Source organism: Streptomyces pseudoechinosporeus (assembly GCF_054783935.1).
Map to the genome: position 1 here is coordinate 60,428 of NZ_BAAGPS010000080.1, position 15,117 is coordinate 75,544.

Annotated in this window: 8 protein-coding genes; 3 read left to right on the top strand and 5 right to left on the bottom strand. The window is 69.0% G+C overall.

The features are described 5' to 3' along the window. Positions 1-106: 106 nt before the first annotated feature. The 5 genes from ACYVO6_RS43925 to ACYVO6_RS43945 form a co-directional block, all read right to left on the bottom strand. A complete protein-coding gene (locus ACYVO6_RS43925; RefSeq protein ID WP_461071644.1) occupies positions 107-2,596 on the bottom strand; it encodes a glycosyl hydrolase family 95 catalytic domain-containing protein in 2,490 nt (829 codons plus the stop codon). A 225-nt stretch (positions 2,597-2,821) separates the two neighbouring features. Then, positions 2,822-4,801, bottom strand: a complete 1,980-nt coding sequence (locus ACYVO6_RS43930) for a glycoside hydrolase family 31 protein (RefSeq protein WP_461071646.1) — start codon at positions 4,799-4,801, stop codon at positions 2,822-2,824. A 145-nt stretch (positions 4,802-4,946) separates the two neighbouring features. Then, on the bottom strand, positions 4,947-5,768 hold the full coding sequence (locus tag ACYVO6_RS43935; RefSeq protein ID WP_461071929.1) for a carbohydrate ABC transporter permease: 822 nt from the start codon (positions 5,766-5,768) through the stop codon (positions 4,947-4,949). Then, entirely contained in the window at positions 5,768-6,790 is a 1,023-nt protein-coding gene (locus ACYVO6_RS43940) for a carbohydrate ABC transporter permease (protein ID WP_461071648.1), read from the bottom strand. The genes ACYVO6_RS43935 and ACYVO6_RS43940 overlap by 1 nt, the downstream gene beginning before the upstream one ends. Continuing rightward, the gene (locus ACYVO6_RS43945) at positions 6,787-8,157 is read right to left on the bottom strand and encodes an extracellular solute-binding protein (RefSeq protein WP_461071650.1); all 1,371 of its coding nucleotides are present in this window, start codon (positions 8,155-8,157) and stop codon (positions 6,787-6,789) included. Before ACYVO6_RS43945 ends, ACYVO6_RS43940 begins: the two co-directional genes overlap by 4 nt. Before the next feature lie 1,333 nt (positions 8,158-9,490). Between ACYVO6_RS43945 and ACYVO6_RS43950 the strand changes: the two genes are divergently transcribed. The 3 genes from ACYVO6_RS43950 (at position 9,491) to ACYVO6_RS43960 (ending at position 14,924) form a co-directional block, all read left to right on the top strand. Then, positions 9,491-10,495: a LacI family DNA-binding transcriptional regulator gene (locus tag ACYVO6_RS43950; protein ID WP_461071652.1), complete on the top strand. Its 1,005-nt coding sequence runs from the start codon at positions 9,491-9,493 to the stop codon at positions 10,493-10,495. 268 nt (positions 10,496-10,763) lie between these two features. Continuing rightward, positions 10,764-11,702 carry a family 43 glycosylhydrolase gene (locus tag ACYVO6_RS43955; protein ID WP_461071654.1) on the top strand — a complete coding sequence of 313 codons (939 nt, stop codon included), beginning with the start codon at positions 10,764-10,766 and terminating at the stop codon, positions 11,700-11,702. A gap of 330 nt (positions 11,703-12,032) precedes the next feature. Further along, a complete protein-coding gene (locus ACYVO6_RS43960) occupies positions 12,033-14,924 on the top strand; it encodes a glycoside hydrolase family 2 TIM barrel-domain containing protein (RefSeq protein ID WP_461071656.1) in 2,892 nt (963 codons plus the stop codon). The last annotated feature ends 193 nt before the right edge of the window (positions 14,925-15,117 follow it).

The window sequence follows — 15,117 nt, forward strand, 5'->3', positions numbered from 1 at the left end:
TGGTGAGGGGGGCAGGTACGGAGGGAGCGGGGATCCGCGGGCCTCGCGATGGACACCGGCGCACGCGCCGAAGCGCCCTGGGCGGTGTCCTCGCTGGTCAGCGGCTTCAGGCGCCCTCGCCGTGTCCGTTCTGCTCCGGCCTGCGGTGCGCTTGGGGCGACGTGCCCGTCGGCAGGGAGATCGTGATCCGTGTGTGTTGCCCGGCGGTGAGGGAGATGCTCCGGGCATGCGGGCCCAGCATGGAGGGACCGACCTGTGCGGAGGTGGTGACGGCCGTGATGCCGCGGCGGTTGATCAGCGTGACGTCCTGGGTCCGGTCCGAGGTGACGGTCACCGTCGTGGTGCCGTCGGACAGATCCCAGTCCAGGCTGTGCACGCGGATGCCGCCGCGGCCCCGGATGCCGGTGATCGTGCCCTTGTCCCACTGCTCGGGCAGGGCGGGGAGGAGTTCCAGGACGCCGGGCCGGGAGTACAGCAGCGCTTCGGCCAGTACGGCGGGCAGGGCGTTCGCCGCGTCGGCGTTGTAGATGTCCCGGCCGGGGTTGTGGGAGGTCATCAGCGACCGGAAGAGCATGTCACCGCCGATGATCTTCCGGAGGTTGTCGTACACCTGCGCGCCGTCCTTGAGCCGGGCGGCCGCTAGGGCGCGGTGCAGGCTGCCGTGTGCGGAGAGGTTCTGGTCTCCGCGCAGTTCGAGCGCTTTGAGTGCCGGGGGCACGAGGTCGGGACGCTCCTCCGGGTTGATCTCGTGGAGGGGCCAGGCGGCGTACAGGTGCTGGATGTGGCGGTGGTCGTAGCGGTCCGTCAGACCGGGCCAGGACCACTCGGCGAGCGCGCCGTCCTCGTTGATCCGGTAGTCGGGGATCCTGCCGAGCAGCGCCGTCCAGCGTTCGACGCCCTCGCCGCTGCCCTGTTCGACGCCGAGGGCGCCCGCGGCGTCGATGGCGGCCTGGAGGGCATGTCTGCCGGCCGTGATGTCGCCGGTGGCGTTGACGGACAGGTGCTCGCCCGTGCTGCCCGGGGCGTTCTCCATGGAGAAGGACGGCACGAAGACCGCCTTGCCGTTCGTATCCCCGCGGGTGAGGAAGTCCTCGTAGAACAGGGCAAGTTCCATCAACGCGGGGCCGAGCTTGTCACGCAGGAACGCCTGGTCGCCGGTGACCTCGTAGTACTCCAGGAGCGGGTGGAGCAGCCAGTCGGCGCCGCCCGTCCAGCAGTGGCCGGGGAAGTCGCCGCCGTTGAAGTGCAGCATGTGGCCGTACTCGCCGTCGGTACGGGAGGGGGCGAGGAAGCCGCGGGCGCCGTAAAGGTTCCTGGCGTTGGTGCGCCAATGGTCCAGTTGACCGAGGATCAGGTCGAAGTAGCCCTCCATGGCCTCGGTGAGGTCGAGGATGTTGCCGCCCGCGACCTGGAGGTTGACGTTGGCGTCAGTGGTGAAGTCACCGGCCCAGGCGGCGGTCCACGCGCCCGTCCAGATGCCGGTCAGACGGGGTGGCAGGATGCCGCTGGAGCTGAGGAAGAGGTAGCGGCCGCAGTCGTAGAGCCGCTCCAGCAGCGCAGGGTCGATGACCCCGCGGTCGGCATTCTGACGGGCGATCAGCTCGGTGGTCGACAGCCGACGGTCGGCCTCGGGGACGTTCAGGTCGAGGCGGGAGCGGTCGTACAGTTCCGAGTGGATCTTCGTATGGCGGGCGAGGAGAGTCCCGTAGTCGGCTTCCAGGGCGGCCAGCCCCGCGTGCAGGGGCCTGGCGTCCCAGGCGGTGGGTGTCTCGTACCTGTCCAGTCGGGTCAGGAGAGTGAGCCTGGCCGCCCCTGTGACCACGACGGTCGAGCCGCTGACGGCGACCGTGCCGCCGGTCGGCACGACGCGGGTGACGCCCTCGTAGCCGTGGGCGCCCAGTCCCTCGGGGTAGGTACCGCGCAGGTTCAGCCAGCCGGAGCCCTCACCGACGTCGGCCAGGGTGGTGAACGTCATGCGCGTGTGCAGGGTGTCGCCCCCGCTGTGGATGGTCGCGGCGTCGTCGAGCGCGGTGTGCACGCCCAGGGTGACGTCGACGGTACGGCCCGGGGCCGGCACCAGTTCGTGGACGACGACCCGGTCGGCGCGGGAGACGAAGACCCGGCGGGACCAGGCGCCGTGCGCGTCCGCCCAGGCGGAGGTGACCTCGCTCGTGCGGAAGTCGGTGACCCGGACGTACTCGTCGGCGACGGGGTCCTCCGCGGTGGCGATCCGCAGCTCGTAGGCGGGGTGATAGGTCTGTGTCCAGCGCAGCTCCCACCCGGCGGCGAAGTCCCGACAGGCTCCGGCGTAGTCCCCGGCCAGCGCCTTGTCCCGCACCCCTTCCAGCCGGCCGGCGAGCACCGGCGGGGTGACGTCGCGGGTGCCGTTCGGCAGGACGAGGCGGTGGTGGTCGAAGACGATCTTCTCCAGCGCCGGGTCCCCGTACACCACGGCCCCGTATTCGCCGTTGCCGATGAGGAAGCCGTCGGTCCACGAATCGGCGGGAGCGGTGTCATGGATCCCGCGGTCGGGGAGCGCGACCAGGGCCGGCGTGGGCGAGGTCGTGTCGCCCCCGGAAGGGCGTACGGAGTGCATGGCTTTCCTGTCTTTCGTGCGGAGGAGCGTCACGGTTCGGCGAGGACGCAGGGGTGCCGGGACGCGGGCGGCCTTCGCCTGCCGGTGGCCGACCGAGAGGGGGCGGGGGCTGCGCCGACGGTGATTTCCGGCAGTGGGCCCGAGGGGCGAGGTCGAGGTCCCCTCGGGCCGGGTGACGGTGTCCCCCACGGTGCCGAGAAGTCCGAGGAGGCCACAGGGGTTTGGTCAGCTCAACCGTGCCGCGACCGATGCCCCCTCGCGTACGAAGACGGGGATGCGCTCCAGCGGGGCGTCCGCGTCGAGCGTCGTACCGCCCTCCAGCACGCTTCCGGTGACCGGGTCGAGCCAGCGCGTCCCGGACGGCAGGTACACCCGGCGGGTCCGCGCACCCGCCTCGTACACGGGCGCCACCAGCACATCGGGACCGAGCAGGAACTGGTCGTCCACGTCCCAGGCGCGCTCGTCCTCGGGGAAGCCGAAGAACAGCGGGCGCATCGGCGGGGCGCCGGTGCGGTGGGCCTCCTCGGACAGCTCCCTCAGGTACGGGCGCAGCCGCTCGCGCAGTTGCAGGTGCTCCCGGAGGATGCCGTACGCCTCTTCGCCGTAGGACCAGACCTCGTTCGGCCCGCCGCTCATGTCCGCGGAGAACGTGGGGTGGTTGGGCTCACGGTCGCCGTGCAGGCGCATGACGGGGCTGAAGGTGCCGTACTGAAACCACCGGATCAGCACCTCGCGATAGGCGGGGTCGTCCGGGTTGCCGCCGCCGAAGCCGCCGATGTCGGTGTTCCACCAGGGGATGCCGCTCATCGCGACGTTCAGCCCGGCCCTGATCTGGCGCGACAGGGAGTCGAAGGTGGTGGGGATGTCGCCGGACCACAGCGCGGCCCCGTACTTCTGGCTGCCGGCCCACGCGGACCGGACCAGGGACAGCGGCCGGTCGTCGCCCGCCTTGGCCAGGCCCTCGGCGACCGTACGGGTGTGCAGCACGGGGTAGAGGTGCGCGGCCTCGGCGGCCGGCCCGGCCGCGTAGACGGCGCGCTCGGCGACCTCCCGGCTCAGGTCGGGCTCGCAGGCGTCCAGCCAGAAGCAACTCACGCCCAGCGAACGGTAGTTGTCGTTCAGCCGCTGCCACAGCGCGGCGCGTGCTCCGGGGTGGGTGGCGTCGTAGTACGCCATCGGGCGCATCGGCTCCTCGGCACTGCGCGACGGCCACGGGAAGGTGAGGAGGCAGCCGTCCGCGTCCCGTACGAGGTGTCCGGACGCGCGCAGTTCGTCGAAGGTGTCACTGCCGGGCTCGACGGTCGGCCACACCGAGACCGCGAGCCGCACCCCGAGTTCGGTCAGCTCCTTGACCATGGCGGCGGGGTCGGGCCACTCGCTCTCCTCGAAACGCCAGTCGCCCATGTTCGGCCAGTGGAAGAAGTCGCAGACGATGACGGACAGCGGCAGCCCGCGCTCCTTGTACTGCCGTGCCACCGTGAGGAGTTCGTCCTGGGTGCGGTAGCGCAGCTTCGACTGCCAGAAACCGGACGCCCACTCGGGGAGGAGGGGCGGGCGTCCGGTGACCAGGGTGTACGCGTCGATGATCTGGGCCGGGGTGTCGCCCGCGGTGACCCAGTAGTCGACGCGCCCGCCGCCGTCGGCGACCCACCGGGTCGTGTCGGTGCCCAGTTCGACACGGCCGGTGGCGGGGTTGTTCCACAGCAGTCCGTAGCCGCGCGAGGAATGCAGGAAGGGGATGGTGGCGACGGTGTTGCCCTGGACGAGGTCGATCACACAGCCCTTCTGGTCCAGGAGCCCGTGCAGATGCTGCCCGAGGCCGTGCAGCCGCTCACCCTCGTACCCCTCGAAGTGCTGTTCCGTACGGCCGCCCGCCGCGTGGACGCGGGGACCGCCGTGGTGGTGGTACGGGGTCTTGTCGGCGAGCAGTTCACGGCCCGAGGCGGCGTCGAGGAACCTCAACTTGCCGTCCACCGCGGCCTCGACGGCGAGGCGGCCGTTGACCAGGCGGGCGGAGCCCTCGTCGGATACGGACAACTCGGCGTCGGGGGAGGGCGGGGGGTTGTCCAGCGCGCCGGGGGCCGCGGGATCGACGGTCCCCGAGGAGGCCCGCACCCGGACCGCGTGCGGCCCCCAGGGCTCGATGCGGAGGATCTCTTCGGCCGTGTGGCGTTCCAGGCCGCCCGCGCGGATGTTGTAGGACAAGGGATTTCCTCTGTTCTTCTCAAGGGCCGCTGAAGAAGCTTGTGGGCCCTTGAACCCAAAACTTGGATCTATACGTAACTTTGCGTGGCCGGTGTGCTCTGCCTGTGCGTGCACGTGCGTCTGCGCGGTGCTGCCCAGGCGCCCGTCATTTCAGTCCCGAGGTGGCGATTCCGGAGACGAAGCCGCGCTGCATGATCAGGAACAGCACGAGCACGGGCACGACGTACATCACGGCGCCCGAGGCGACGAGGTTGGGCATCGGTTCGCCGTGCGCGTTGACGTAGCCGTTGGCGAGCTTCACCGCGAGTGTGGTGTGCGCGTCGTCCAGGAACAGCGCGGGGCCGATGTAGTCGCCCCAAGTCCAGCTGAAGGACAGGATCATGCTGGTGGCGATGACCGGCCACGACTGCGGCAGGAAGATCCGTAGGAAGATCCGGAAGGTGCCGCAGCCGTCGACGATCGCCGCCTCCTCCAGTTCCTTGGGCATGTTGCTGAAGAACTGCCGGAACAGGAAGATCAGATACGGTGCGCCGCACAGTCCCCACAGCACCCACGGCATGTAGGTGTTGACCAGATCGAGTTCGGAGAACATCAGGTAGGTCGGGATCAGGGTGATGATCGACGGCAGCATCATCGTCGACATCAGGACGCCGAAGATGGCCCGCTTGCCCGGGGCGTTGAGCCGGGCGAAGCCGAATCCGGCCCACGCCGAGGCGAGGGTGACCAGCACGGCGTAGATCGTGGCGATGGTCAAGGAGTTGCGGGCGTAGCCGAGGTAGTCGAACGTGGTCAGCGCCCCGGCGAAGTTGTCCGGGCTCGGGTCGTGGGGCCACCAGTGGATGGGGAGAACCCGCAGCTCGGAGGCGTCCTTGAGTGCGGTGATCGCCAGCCAGCCGAAGGGACTGAGCAAGAGCGCGAGCAGCGCCACCAGGAGCATGTAGATCGCACTGCGGCGGGCGAAGACCATCACGTGTTTCCCATCGTGCGGGGCTTGTTCTTCGCCGATTCCGGCTCCACGGAGTAGAAGACGGCGCCCTTGCTGAGTTTGAAGAGCAGGAAGGTGACGAAGACGATGATCGCGAAGAGGACCCACAGCATCGCCGAGGCGTAGCCGTAGCGTCCGTTGGCGAAGAACTGGGCGAAAACGTCGATCATGTAGAAGTAGTTGCTCTGGGGGACGGACGTCACCCCTGCCGGGGTGGGGTTGAGGGCGATCAGCAGCGGCGCGAAGCTCTGCAGCGACACGATGATTCCGGTGACGACCTGGAAGAAGATCACCGGGCTGAGCAGCGGCAGGGTGATGCGGGTGAAGGACTGGAAGGAGTTGGCGCCGTCGACCCGCGCCGCCTCGAGGAGCTCTTTGGGGATGTCCTGCAGGCCGGCCAGCGAGACGATCATGACGTTGCCGACGCCCCACATCGTCAGCACGATCAGTACCCAGCGGGCGTAGGGATCGGTCAGCCAGGTGATGCCGTTGATGCCGAGGAGGTCCAGCAGGCCGTTCGCCGCGCCCGAGTCGCGGTCGAAGATGAGCTTGAAGGTGAGTGCCGCGCCGACCGGCGGGACGACGGCGGGCAGATAGAGCAGGGTGCGGAACAGGCCGCGGGCGCGGATGGGCTGGTTGACCAGCACCGCCAGGATCAGTCCCGCAAGGATCGACAGCGGCACGGTGATTCCGGTGAACAGCGCGGTACGGCCCAGGGAGGCCAGCGTGTCCGGGTCGGAAAAGACCTCCTTGTAGTTGGCCAGGCCGACGAAGCGGCTGCGGTTGGACAGGCCGTCGGAGTTGGTGAAGCTCAGCCACAGCGCGTAGCCGAGCGGGTAGGCCGTCAGGGCCATGAAGCCCAGCACCCAGGGGCCGGTGAACGCGTAGAACGCGCCCATCCTGCGCTGCCTGAGGGAGAGCCGCTTGCGGCGCGGGCGGGCGGCCGCCCCCGACGGGGACGGCACGACCCGGGCGGAGTCCTTCAGGAGCTGTCCGCTGCTCACCCCACCAGCTCCTTGCCCTGGGCGATCGCGGCGTTCATCTGCTTGTTCAGCGCGTCCGCGACCTTCCCTGCCGAGGTGCCGGACTTGACCGCACCCGGCAGCACCTTGTTGATCACCGCGTCCAGGGCTGTCGACTGCACGTACGGGGTCATCGACATCACCTGCAGGTACGACAGCTCCTGCTGCTGCACCTCATAGGCCTGCTTCTGGTAGGGCGTGGCCTGCGGCATCATCGAGTGCAGCGACTTCAGCGCCGGGATACCCCAGCCGCCGCCGGCCCGGTCCTTGGCCGGCTTGCCGCCCATGTACCACTCGAAGAGCTTCCAGACGACGTCCTTGTTCTTGGCCTCCTTGGGGATCCAGTAGCCGGTCGCGCCGAAGCAGGGGCTGATGCGGTGGCTGCCCAGCTGCGGCGCGGGCGCGAAACGGGAGACCTTGGCGAGCTTGGCGTCGCCGCCGATGGACCCGCCGAACCAGTAGCCGTCGCTGGCCATCGCCATCCGGTTGGCCTGGTAGGTGGGCCAGTCCCAGCCGTCCGGGTTCGGGTTGACCGGGCTCGGGCCGATGTTGGCCTTGGCGTACTCCAGATACCAGCTCAGCGCCTTCAGCGCCTCGGGCGAGGAGAAGTCGACGGAAGCCAGGTCATCGGCGAACAGGCTGCCGCCCGCCGAGGCCGTCATCCCCTGGAACATCTGGATGTTGCCGCCCCCGGCATTCATGCCGTAGACCTTCACCTTGCCCAGCCGCCGCTTGACCAGCTGCTTGCCCAGATCCAGCCACTCGTCGTACGACAGCGGCTCGCTGTCGCTGGGGTAGTCCAGCTTCGCCGCGTCGAACATGTCGGTGCGGTACCAGAACATCGCGTCCTGGCTCCAGTCCTTCGTGAAGCCATAGCGCGGGCCCGACCCCTGCTTCTTGCCGTCGAAACGCCACAGATCATTGACCGGGTCCAGGTCGGAGACCTTGAGCACCGAGCTCTTGGCGAAGTAGGGGTCCAGATCGGTCATCAGCCCGCGAGCGGCGAAGTACGGCGTGTCCAGTGCACCGTAGCCGCGCACCACGTCCGGCGGGTTCTTGCTGGCCAGCATGGCGTTCAGCTTCGTCGGGTCATAGTTGACGAGGCTGATCTTCACACCCAGCGTCTGCTCCGCGTACGCGATGACCTCCTTACTGCCCAGCTCGCTGTCGTTGCTCATGACGGTGAGCGTCGTTTTACCGCCACCACCGCCCGAACCGTTGCCGCCGGAACCACTCCCGTTGTCGACGGAAGCGGCACAGGCGGACAGCGCGGACGCGCCGAGCGCGGCACCGGCGGAGACGGCGAGGAAACGCCGTCTGTCGAGAGAGACTGAGGACGAGATAGGCATGCCTGTGAAACCTTTCGTGCGGATGCATACAGGGGATGCGGACAGACGAGTGCTGCGCGCAGGAAGGCATGAGGAGAGCGGACGGGAGCGCGCGGTCTGCACTCAGCCGCGGTGCGGGGCCTCTTGCACGGTGCGGGCTGCGCCTCGGTTCGTCGACGGGATCAGACGCCGCCCCGTCCCAGGGGCGGTCGGCAGCGCTGCCCATGCGCGGGCAGGCTCCCGGTGTCGAGCGAGGCAGTGAACGCCGTAGCTGAACGGAATGCCCGAGGACGGAGGAAGGACCAGGCTGGTCCTGCGTCCGGCGCTTCATTGGGAACACGGGCAGTGGCACGGGTGTCCCGGCGGCTGCCGGGCATCTTCAGGGTCGCTTCATCGCGCACCTCTCCCACCGTCGGCTTCCGCCGGCGCGGCAGTTGTGAGTGTTGGGGGAGACAGTCCCGGCTCGTCGGCTCGGCGGAAATAGGTCCGGCAATGGCCGCACCGCGAAACCGGTCGCTGAAAGACTTCGGCGAACATTAGGTGGGTCCATTCGAGGGTGTCAAGAGGGTTGGATTACCCCGTCGGCGCGGGCTGACGGTCCTAAGGCCGAGCAAGCCGGTGCACGGCTCTTGACGCCTGGGGCATCACGGTGGCAGGTTTTTTACCGGTACAAGCAAGCCCCGCACAGTGGGTCATTACTGACCCGACAGCGAGCCGCGTGGCCGGCCAAGCCGTACTGCCCCTGCTCGCAACCCGACGGCCCGACGGCCCGAGGTCCGAACACGCCACCGCATCACCACATCACCGCTGGAGTACGTCCGTGCCAACTCCCACCGTGGTCATCACCCTCGGCATCGAGCGACCGAAGATCAGCCGCAACCTGAAAGGCCACGTCACCGAGCAGCTGGGCCGCTGCGGCCACGGCGGCCTACGGGGCGAGCAGGACTCGCCGATGTTCAGCAGGGGCGGCATCCGCCTGGGCTTCGTGCGGCCCCGGCGCATCCCGGACATCCCCAACTCACGTCGGCCGGACGGCTGTTTCGCCGGCGACCGCGGCTGGAGGGACGGAACCGGTCCGCCAGGCGAGCGGCCGGGACGGCACCCCCGTGACCGAGGACGAGGTCGTCGCTCACGGGGCCTTCATGAACGAGCGCACACTGCCGCACGGCTCGCGAGATGTGAGCCGAGACGGGGCCCTGAATCACTCATGCCGACACAGGGCAGAAAAACGTATGGGATCCTGTGCGCTGTCTTTCCGTGCCAGAGAAAGAATTCCTTTTTACTGGGGCACGGCACAGACAAATGCCGGGCGCAGTATCCGGGTGAGACCCAAGACCGCAGACCAGGGGCGAACGTGGCAACGATTCGGGATGTCGCTAAGGCGGCCGGAGTCTCGGCGATGACCGTCTCGAACGTCATCAACGATCATCCGAACGTGCGCTCGGCAACGCGAGAGAAGGTCCTCGAGGCGATGGCCCGCCTCGACTACCGCGTCAACGTCGCGGCCCGCAATCTCAGCAAGGGCCGCACCGGCACCATCGGCCTCGCCGTCCCCCAGGTGAACAGCCCGTACTACAGCCGGCTCGCCGCCACCATCATCGCCGCCGCCGAGCGCCACAACCTACGGGTGAGCATCGAGCAGACCGGCGCTTCGCGGGAGAACGAACTCGCCGCGCTGTCGCTGTCACGTAACCGTCTCTATGACGGGCTCATCCTCAGTGCCGCAGGACTGGGGCCGGCCGATGCCGAGCGCCTCAAGGTGGATCACCCGGTGGTCATCCTGGGCGAGCGGATCTTCGGCGGTCCGGTGGACCATGTCGTCATGCCCAATGTCGACGCCGCCGAGGCGGCCACCGGCCACCTGATCGAGCGGGGCTGCCGACGGATCGCGATCCTGTGCGGTGGCGTCGACGAAGTCGACACCTCCAGCCTCCGGCTCAGGGGCTACCGGCAGGCGCTGGAGAAGGCCGGCCTGCCGGCGGATCCGGCTCTGATCCAGACGGTGGACAGGCCGGACATGGCCGAAGGCGTCGAACGGGCCCGGGAGATGGTCGAGAGCAGGCTCGACTTCGACGGTCTGTTCTGCGTGAACGACTCCGTGGCCATGGGTGCGCTGCGGGGCCTGGCGTATGCGGGGGTGCGGGTGCCGGATCAGGTGAAGGTCATCGGCTTCGACAACGTCAAGGAGAGCGAGTTCCTCGTCCCTGCGCTGTCCACCGTCGACCCCGACCACGACGCGATGGCCGAACGGGCGGTCGACCTCCTGATCAGGCGTATCGAGGAGACCAGGCCCGGGGCGGAGCACGAAGAGTTCGTCAGCTCCTTCTCCCTCGTGATCCGGGAGTCGACAGGCGGCTGAGCGGGCCGTGAACCGGGCGTGGCCGTCGGGGAGGGAGAGCTCCTCCCGCGTTCTCGGGCAAGGCGTACGATCGCCGGCCCTGCCGAGCCCGTCGGTCCAGCCTCCCGAGGTCCCGCGGCGCTGACCGCCGTTGCCACAGGCCGGCCCTTCCGTGTTCCCCCGTGCCCACCCTCATGCCTCGCCTCGCCTGGCCGCCGACCGGGAAGCGGGTGCCGCCGCCGCACCGCCCCGGTTCTTCAGACCACTCCACAGACAAGGGAGACCACCGGTGAACGCCGTAGCCGACGCCCCCCTGTTCCGCGACCCCGTATATGACGGGGCGGCAGACCCCGTCGTCGTCCACCACCGCCAAAGCGGCGAATGGTGGCTCGTCTACACCAACCGCCGCGCCGCAGCCCCAGGCCCCGGCTTCGCCTGGGTGCACGGTACCGACCTGGGCGTGGCATCGTCCGCGGACGGCGGCCGTACCTGGACATACCGGGGCACGCTCACCGGCCTGGACACCGAGTGGGGGAGAAACACCTTCTGGGCACCGGAGATCATCTGGCACGACGGCCTGTACCACATGTACGTCAGCTACATCCGCGGCGTACCCGACTCCTGGACCGGAGCCGCCCACATCCGTCACTACACCAGCGCCGACATGCTGGAGTGGACGTATCACGGGGAGCTCGACCTCGACGCCGACCAGGTCATCGACGCATGCGTGTACCCACTGCCCGGCGGTGGCTGGCGGATGTGGTTCAAGGACGGCTCCCGGGGCTCGATCACCTGCGCCGCCGACAGCCCCGACCTCTACCACTGGCGGCCCACCGGCGTGGTGCTCGATCACCGTGGGCACGAGGGCCCCAACGTCTTCGAGTTGGGCGGCCACTACTGGATGATCGTCGACGAGTGGCGCGGACAGGGAGTGCTGCGGTCGGACGACCTGACGACCTGGGAGCACCAGGGACTGATCCTGGACTCGCCGGGCAGCCGTCCTGACGACGGCAACATCGGCCTCCATGCCGACGTGGTCGTCCAGGGGGAGACGGCCTACATCTTCTACTTCACACATCCCGGCCGCCCCGCATACACCAACGATGACGACGGCACCCTGGCCACCCGCCGCTCCTCGCTCCAGGTCGCCGCCGCACGAGTCGTCGACGGCAGACTGCACTGCGACCGCGACGAGCCCGTCCGGCTCGATCTGGCCCCCATGCCGTAGGCCTTCCGAGCGCGAGAGCGCATGCCGCCGGCGCGCTCGTTCACCCACGTATGCCGGTATAGCAAGCGCTTTCTCAAGTAGTCGCAGTCGCTTAGCAGTCGCACTCGTCTCAGGGCCACCGGCCGAGTACCAGGCCCGAAGGACACACCAACCATTCGACCCCGCCACGGAGGGCGTTCCATGACCCTGCACACCCCTACGAGCCAACGGCTTGCCTCGTTCAGTCCCGGCGAGGGGCGTCTGGCGCCGAGGGCGAGCGCCCGCAGCGACGTCCGGAGGATCGATCTGGACGGTCGGTGGCGGTTCCGGCTCAGGCCTTCGGTCCGGGAGATGACCGAAGGGTTTCAGGAGGCCGGGTTCGACGACTCGGCATGGGACCACATGCGTGTTCCGGGCCTGTGGCAGATGGAAGGCCTGCGTGACGAGAACGGAGACCTCCTCGACACGAGCGAGGCCCGCTTCGGCCTGCCCGCCTACACCAACGTGGTCTACCCCTTCCCGGTGGATCCGCCGCACCCGCCGGAGGACAACCCCACCGGCGAGTACCGCCGGGAGTTCGTTCTCGACTCTGTCGCTCCCGGCACACGCTGGGTGCTGCGGTTCGAGGGGGTGGACTCGCACTTCACGGTCTGGCTGAACGGCACGGAACTCGGCTGGGCGACCGGCAGTCGGCTGCCCGCCGAGTTCGACGCCACCCCCGCGCTGCGGGAGGGCCGCAACGTAGTGGCTGTCCGGGTCCATCAGTGGTCCGCCGGGAGCTACCTCGAGGACCAGGACATGTGGTGGCTCTCCGGTATCTTCCGCTCCGTCCACCTGATCGAGCGGCCCGCGGGTGCCATCGGCGACCATTTCGTGCACGCGGACTTCGACCACCGCACCGGCGAGGGACTGCTGCTCGTCGAGTGCGACGTCCCCGCCGTGGTGGACATCCCCGAACTCGGCATCACCGGCCTGGCCGTGGGCGAGCCGCACAGGATCGCCCACGTCGAACCCTGGACGGCCGAGACGCCCCGGCTGTACGCGGGCACACTGCGCTCCGAAGGGGAGACCGTCACCCTCTCCGTAGGCTTCCGCACCGTCCGGATCGTCGACGGGATGATCACCGTCAATGGCTCGCCCCTCCGCTTCAGGGGCGTCAATCGGCATGAATGGCACCCGGAGACCGGTCGCACCCTCGATCTGGAAACCATGCGTGCCGACGTTCTGCTGATGAAGCAGCACAACATCAACGCGGTCCGCACCAGCCACTACCCGCCCGACGCCCGGTTCCTCGACCTGTGCGACGAGTACGGCCTGTGGGTGATCGACGAATGCGACCTTGAGACGCACGGGTTCGGCCTGCTCGGCTGGAAGAACAACCCGTCCGCCGACACCCGCTGGCGCGACGCCCTCATGGACCGGGTCCAGCGGACGGTCGAACGCGACAAGAACCACCCCAGCATCGTCATGTGGTCGATGGGCAACGAAGCCGGTGAGGGCGACAACATCCGGGCGATGGCCGAGTGGACCCGCCGCCGCGACCCGGACCGCCTCGTCCACTATGAGGGCGACTACGACAGCCCCTACGTGGATGTCTACAGCCGGATGTACGCCACTCCCGACGAGGTCGCCCTCATCGGGATGCACGCCGAGCCCCGCACCACCGACGCCGCGGCCGACTCACACCGCCGACGGCTGCCGTTCATCCTCTGCGAGTACGCGCACGCGATGGGCAACGGCCCGGGCGGCCTGTCCGAGTACGAGGAGCTGTTCGACCGGTATCCCCGGCTGCACGGCGGCTTCGTGTGGGAGTGGATCGACCACGGCATCCTCCAGAAGACCACCGAGGGCCCGGACACCGGCCGGCCCTTCTACGCCTATGGGGGCGACTTCGGTGAGGTGGTCCACGACGGCAACTTCATCGCCGACGGACTGGTCTTCCCCGACCGCACGCCCTCGCCCGGCCTCCTCGAGTACAAGGCCGTCATCGCCCCCGTACGTATGCGACTGGAGCACGCGCCGAACCGGCTGGCGCTGCTGATCCGCAACGACTTCGACTTCCTCGACACCTCCTTCCTCGCCTTCGACTGGCGCCTGGAGGCCGACGGGGTCCCGCTGGCGGACGGCGTCCTGGACCTGCCGCCGATTCCGGCGCGCACGAGCCATGAGGTGATCCTCGACGAAGTGGTCACCACGGTTCCGTCGGTCGGCGGCGAACAGGTCCTGACCGTGCGCGCCGTACTGGCGAAGGACCACAACGGGGCCCCGGCCGGACACGAGATCGCTTTCACACAACTGATCCTGCCGGTGCACGAGGAGCCGCGCCGGGAGCCGGTCCCCGTCCGCCCGCAGCACACCGCGGGAGGATGGAACCTGGGCGAGGCGACCTTCAGCGCCCAGGGCGAACTTGTCCGGCTCGGCGACCTGGCACTGGTCAGCCCTCGACTCGACCTGTGGCGAGCCCCCACGGACAACGACCGCGGCGGCAACGGCCAGGCACAGGCGTGGCGGGGACTGGGCCTGCACCGGCTCGTGCACCGCACAGTCGACTGCGCCGTCCACGGTGAGCAGTTGGTCGTCGACACCGTCAGCCGGGCCGCCGGTCAGGACGGAGGCATACGGGGGCGCTGGACCTGGACCGCGTACGACTCCGAGACCCTCGAACTGAAGCTGGACCTCACCCCGGTCGGCCAGCTCGACACCGACCTCGGGGATCCGCGCCACGGAGACGGGCCGCCGCAGCCGGCCACCCTGCCGAAACTCGGGATCCGGCTCGGTCTGCCTGGCGGCGCCGCAAGCCTCGACTGGTACGGGTGCGGGCCCGGCGAGTCCTACAGCGACAGCGGGCGGGCCGCTCGCCTCGGCAGGTTCCACGCCACCGTGGAGGAACTGCAGACCCCCTATGTGCGGCCTCAGGAGAACGGCAACCGCAGCAGCGTGCGCCAAGCGGCGATCCGCTGGGCCGACGGCCAGGTCCTGCATCTCTCCGCACCCACCGGCATCGACCTGTCCCTGCGGCCGTGGACGGCCGAGGCGATGGACGCGGCACGGCACACCAGCGATCTCGTCCCGGACGGCACCCTCTGGCTCACCCTCGACCTGGCCCACCACGGACTCGGCAGTGCCTCCTGCGGCCCGGACGCCTTTCCACAGCACCGTCTTCACCCCCACTCGGCGACCCTCACTGTCCGCTTCCACGCCGGCGACGCGGAAGGGACACGGGCGTCAGCCGCAAGGAACTGATCCACCGGAAAACCGGCAGCCCACCCACGGTGCCCCCGACGGCACGACGCCGCAGGCATTCGACGACAGCGACAGCGACCGGTGCGACGTGGGCTGCCCCACTCATTCGTCGTCCCCTACCTCGGCAAGACCAGCTTCCACGTCGGCCGCGGCGTGTACCGCCGTGGCCGCTTCATCCACGCGTTCTTAGGAG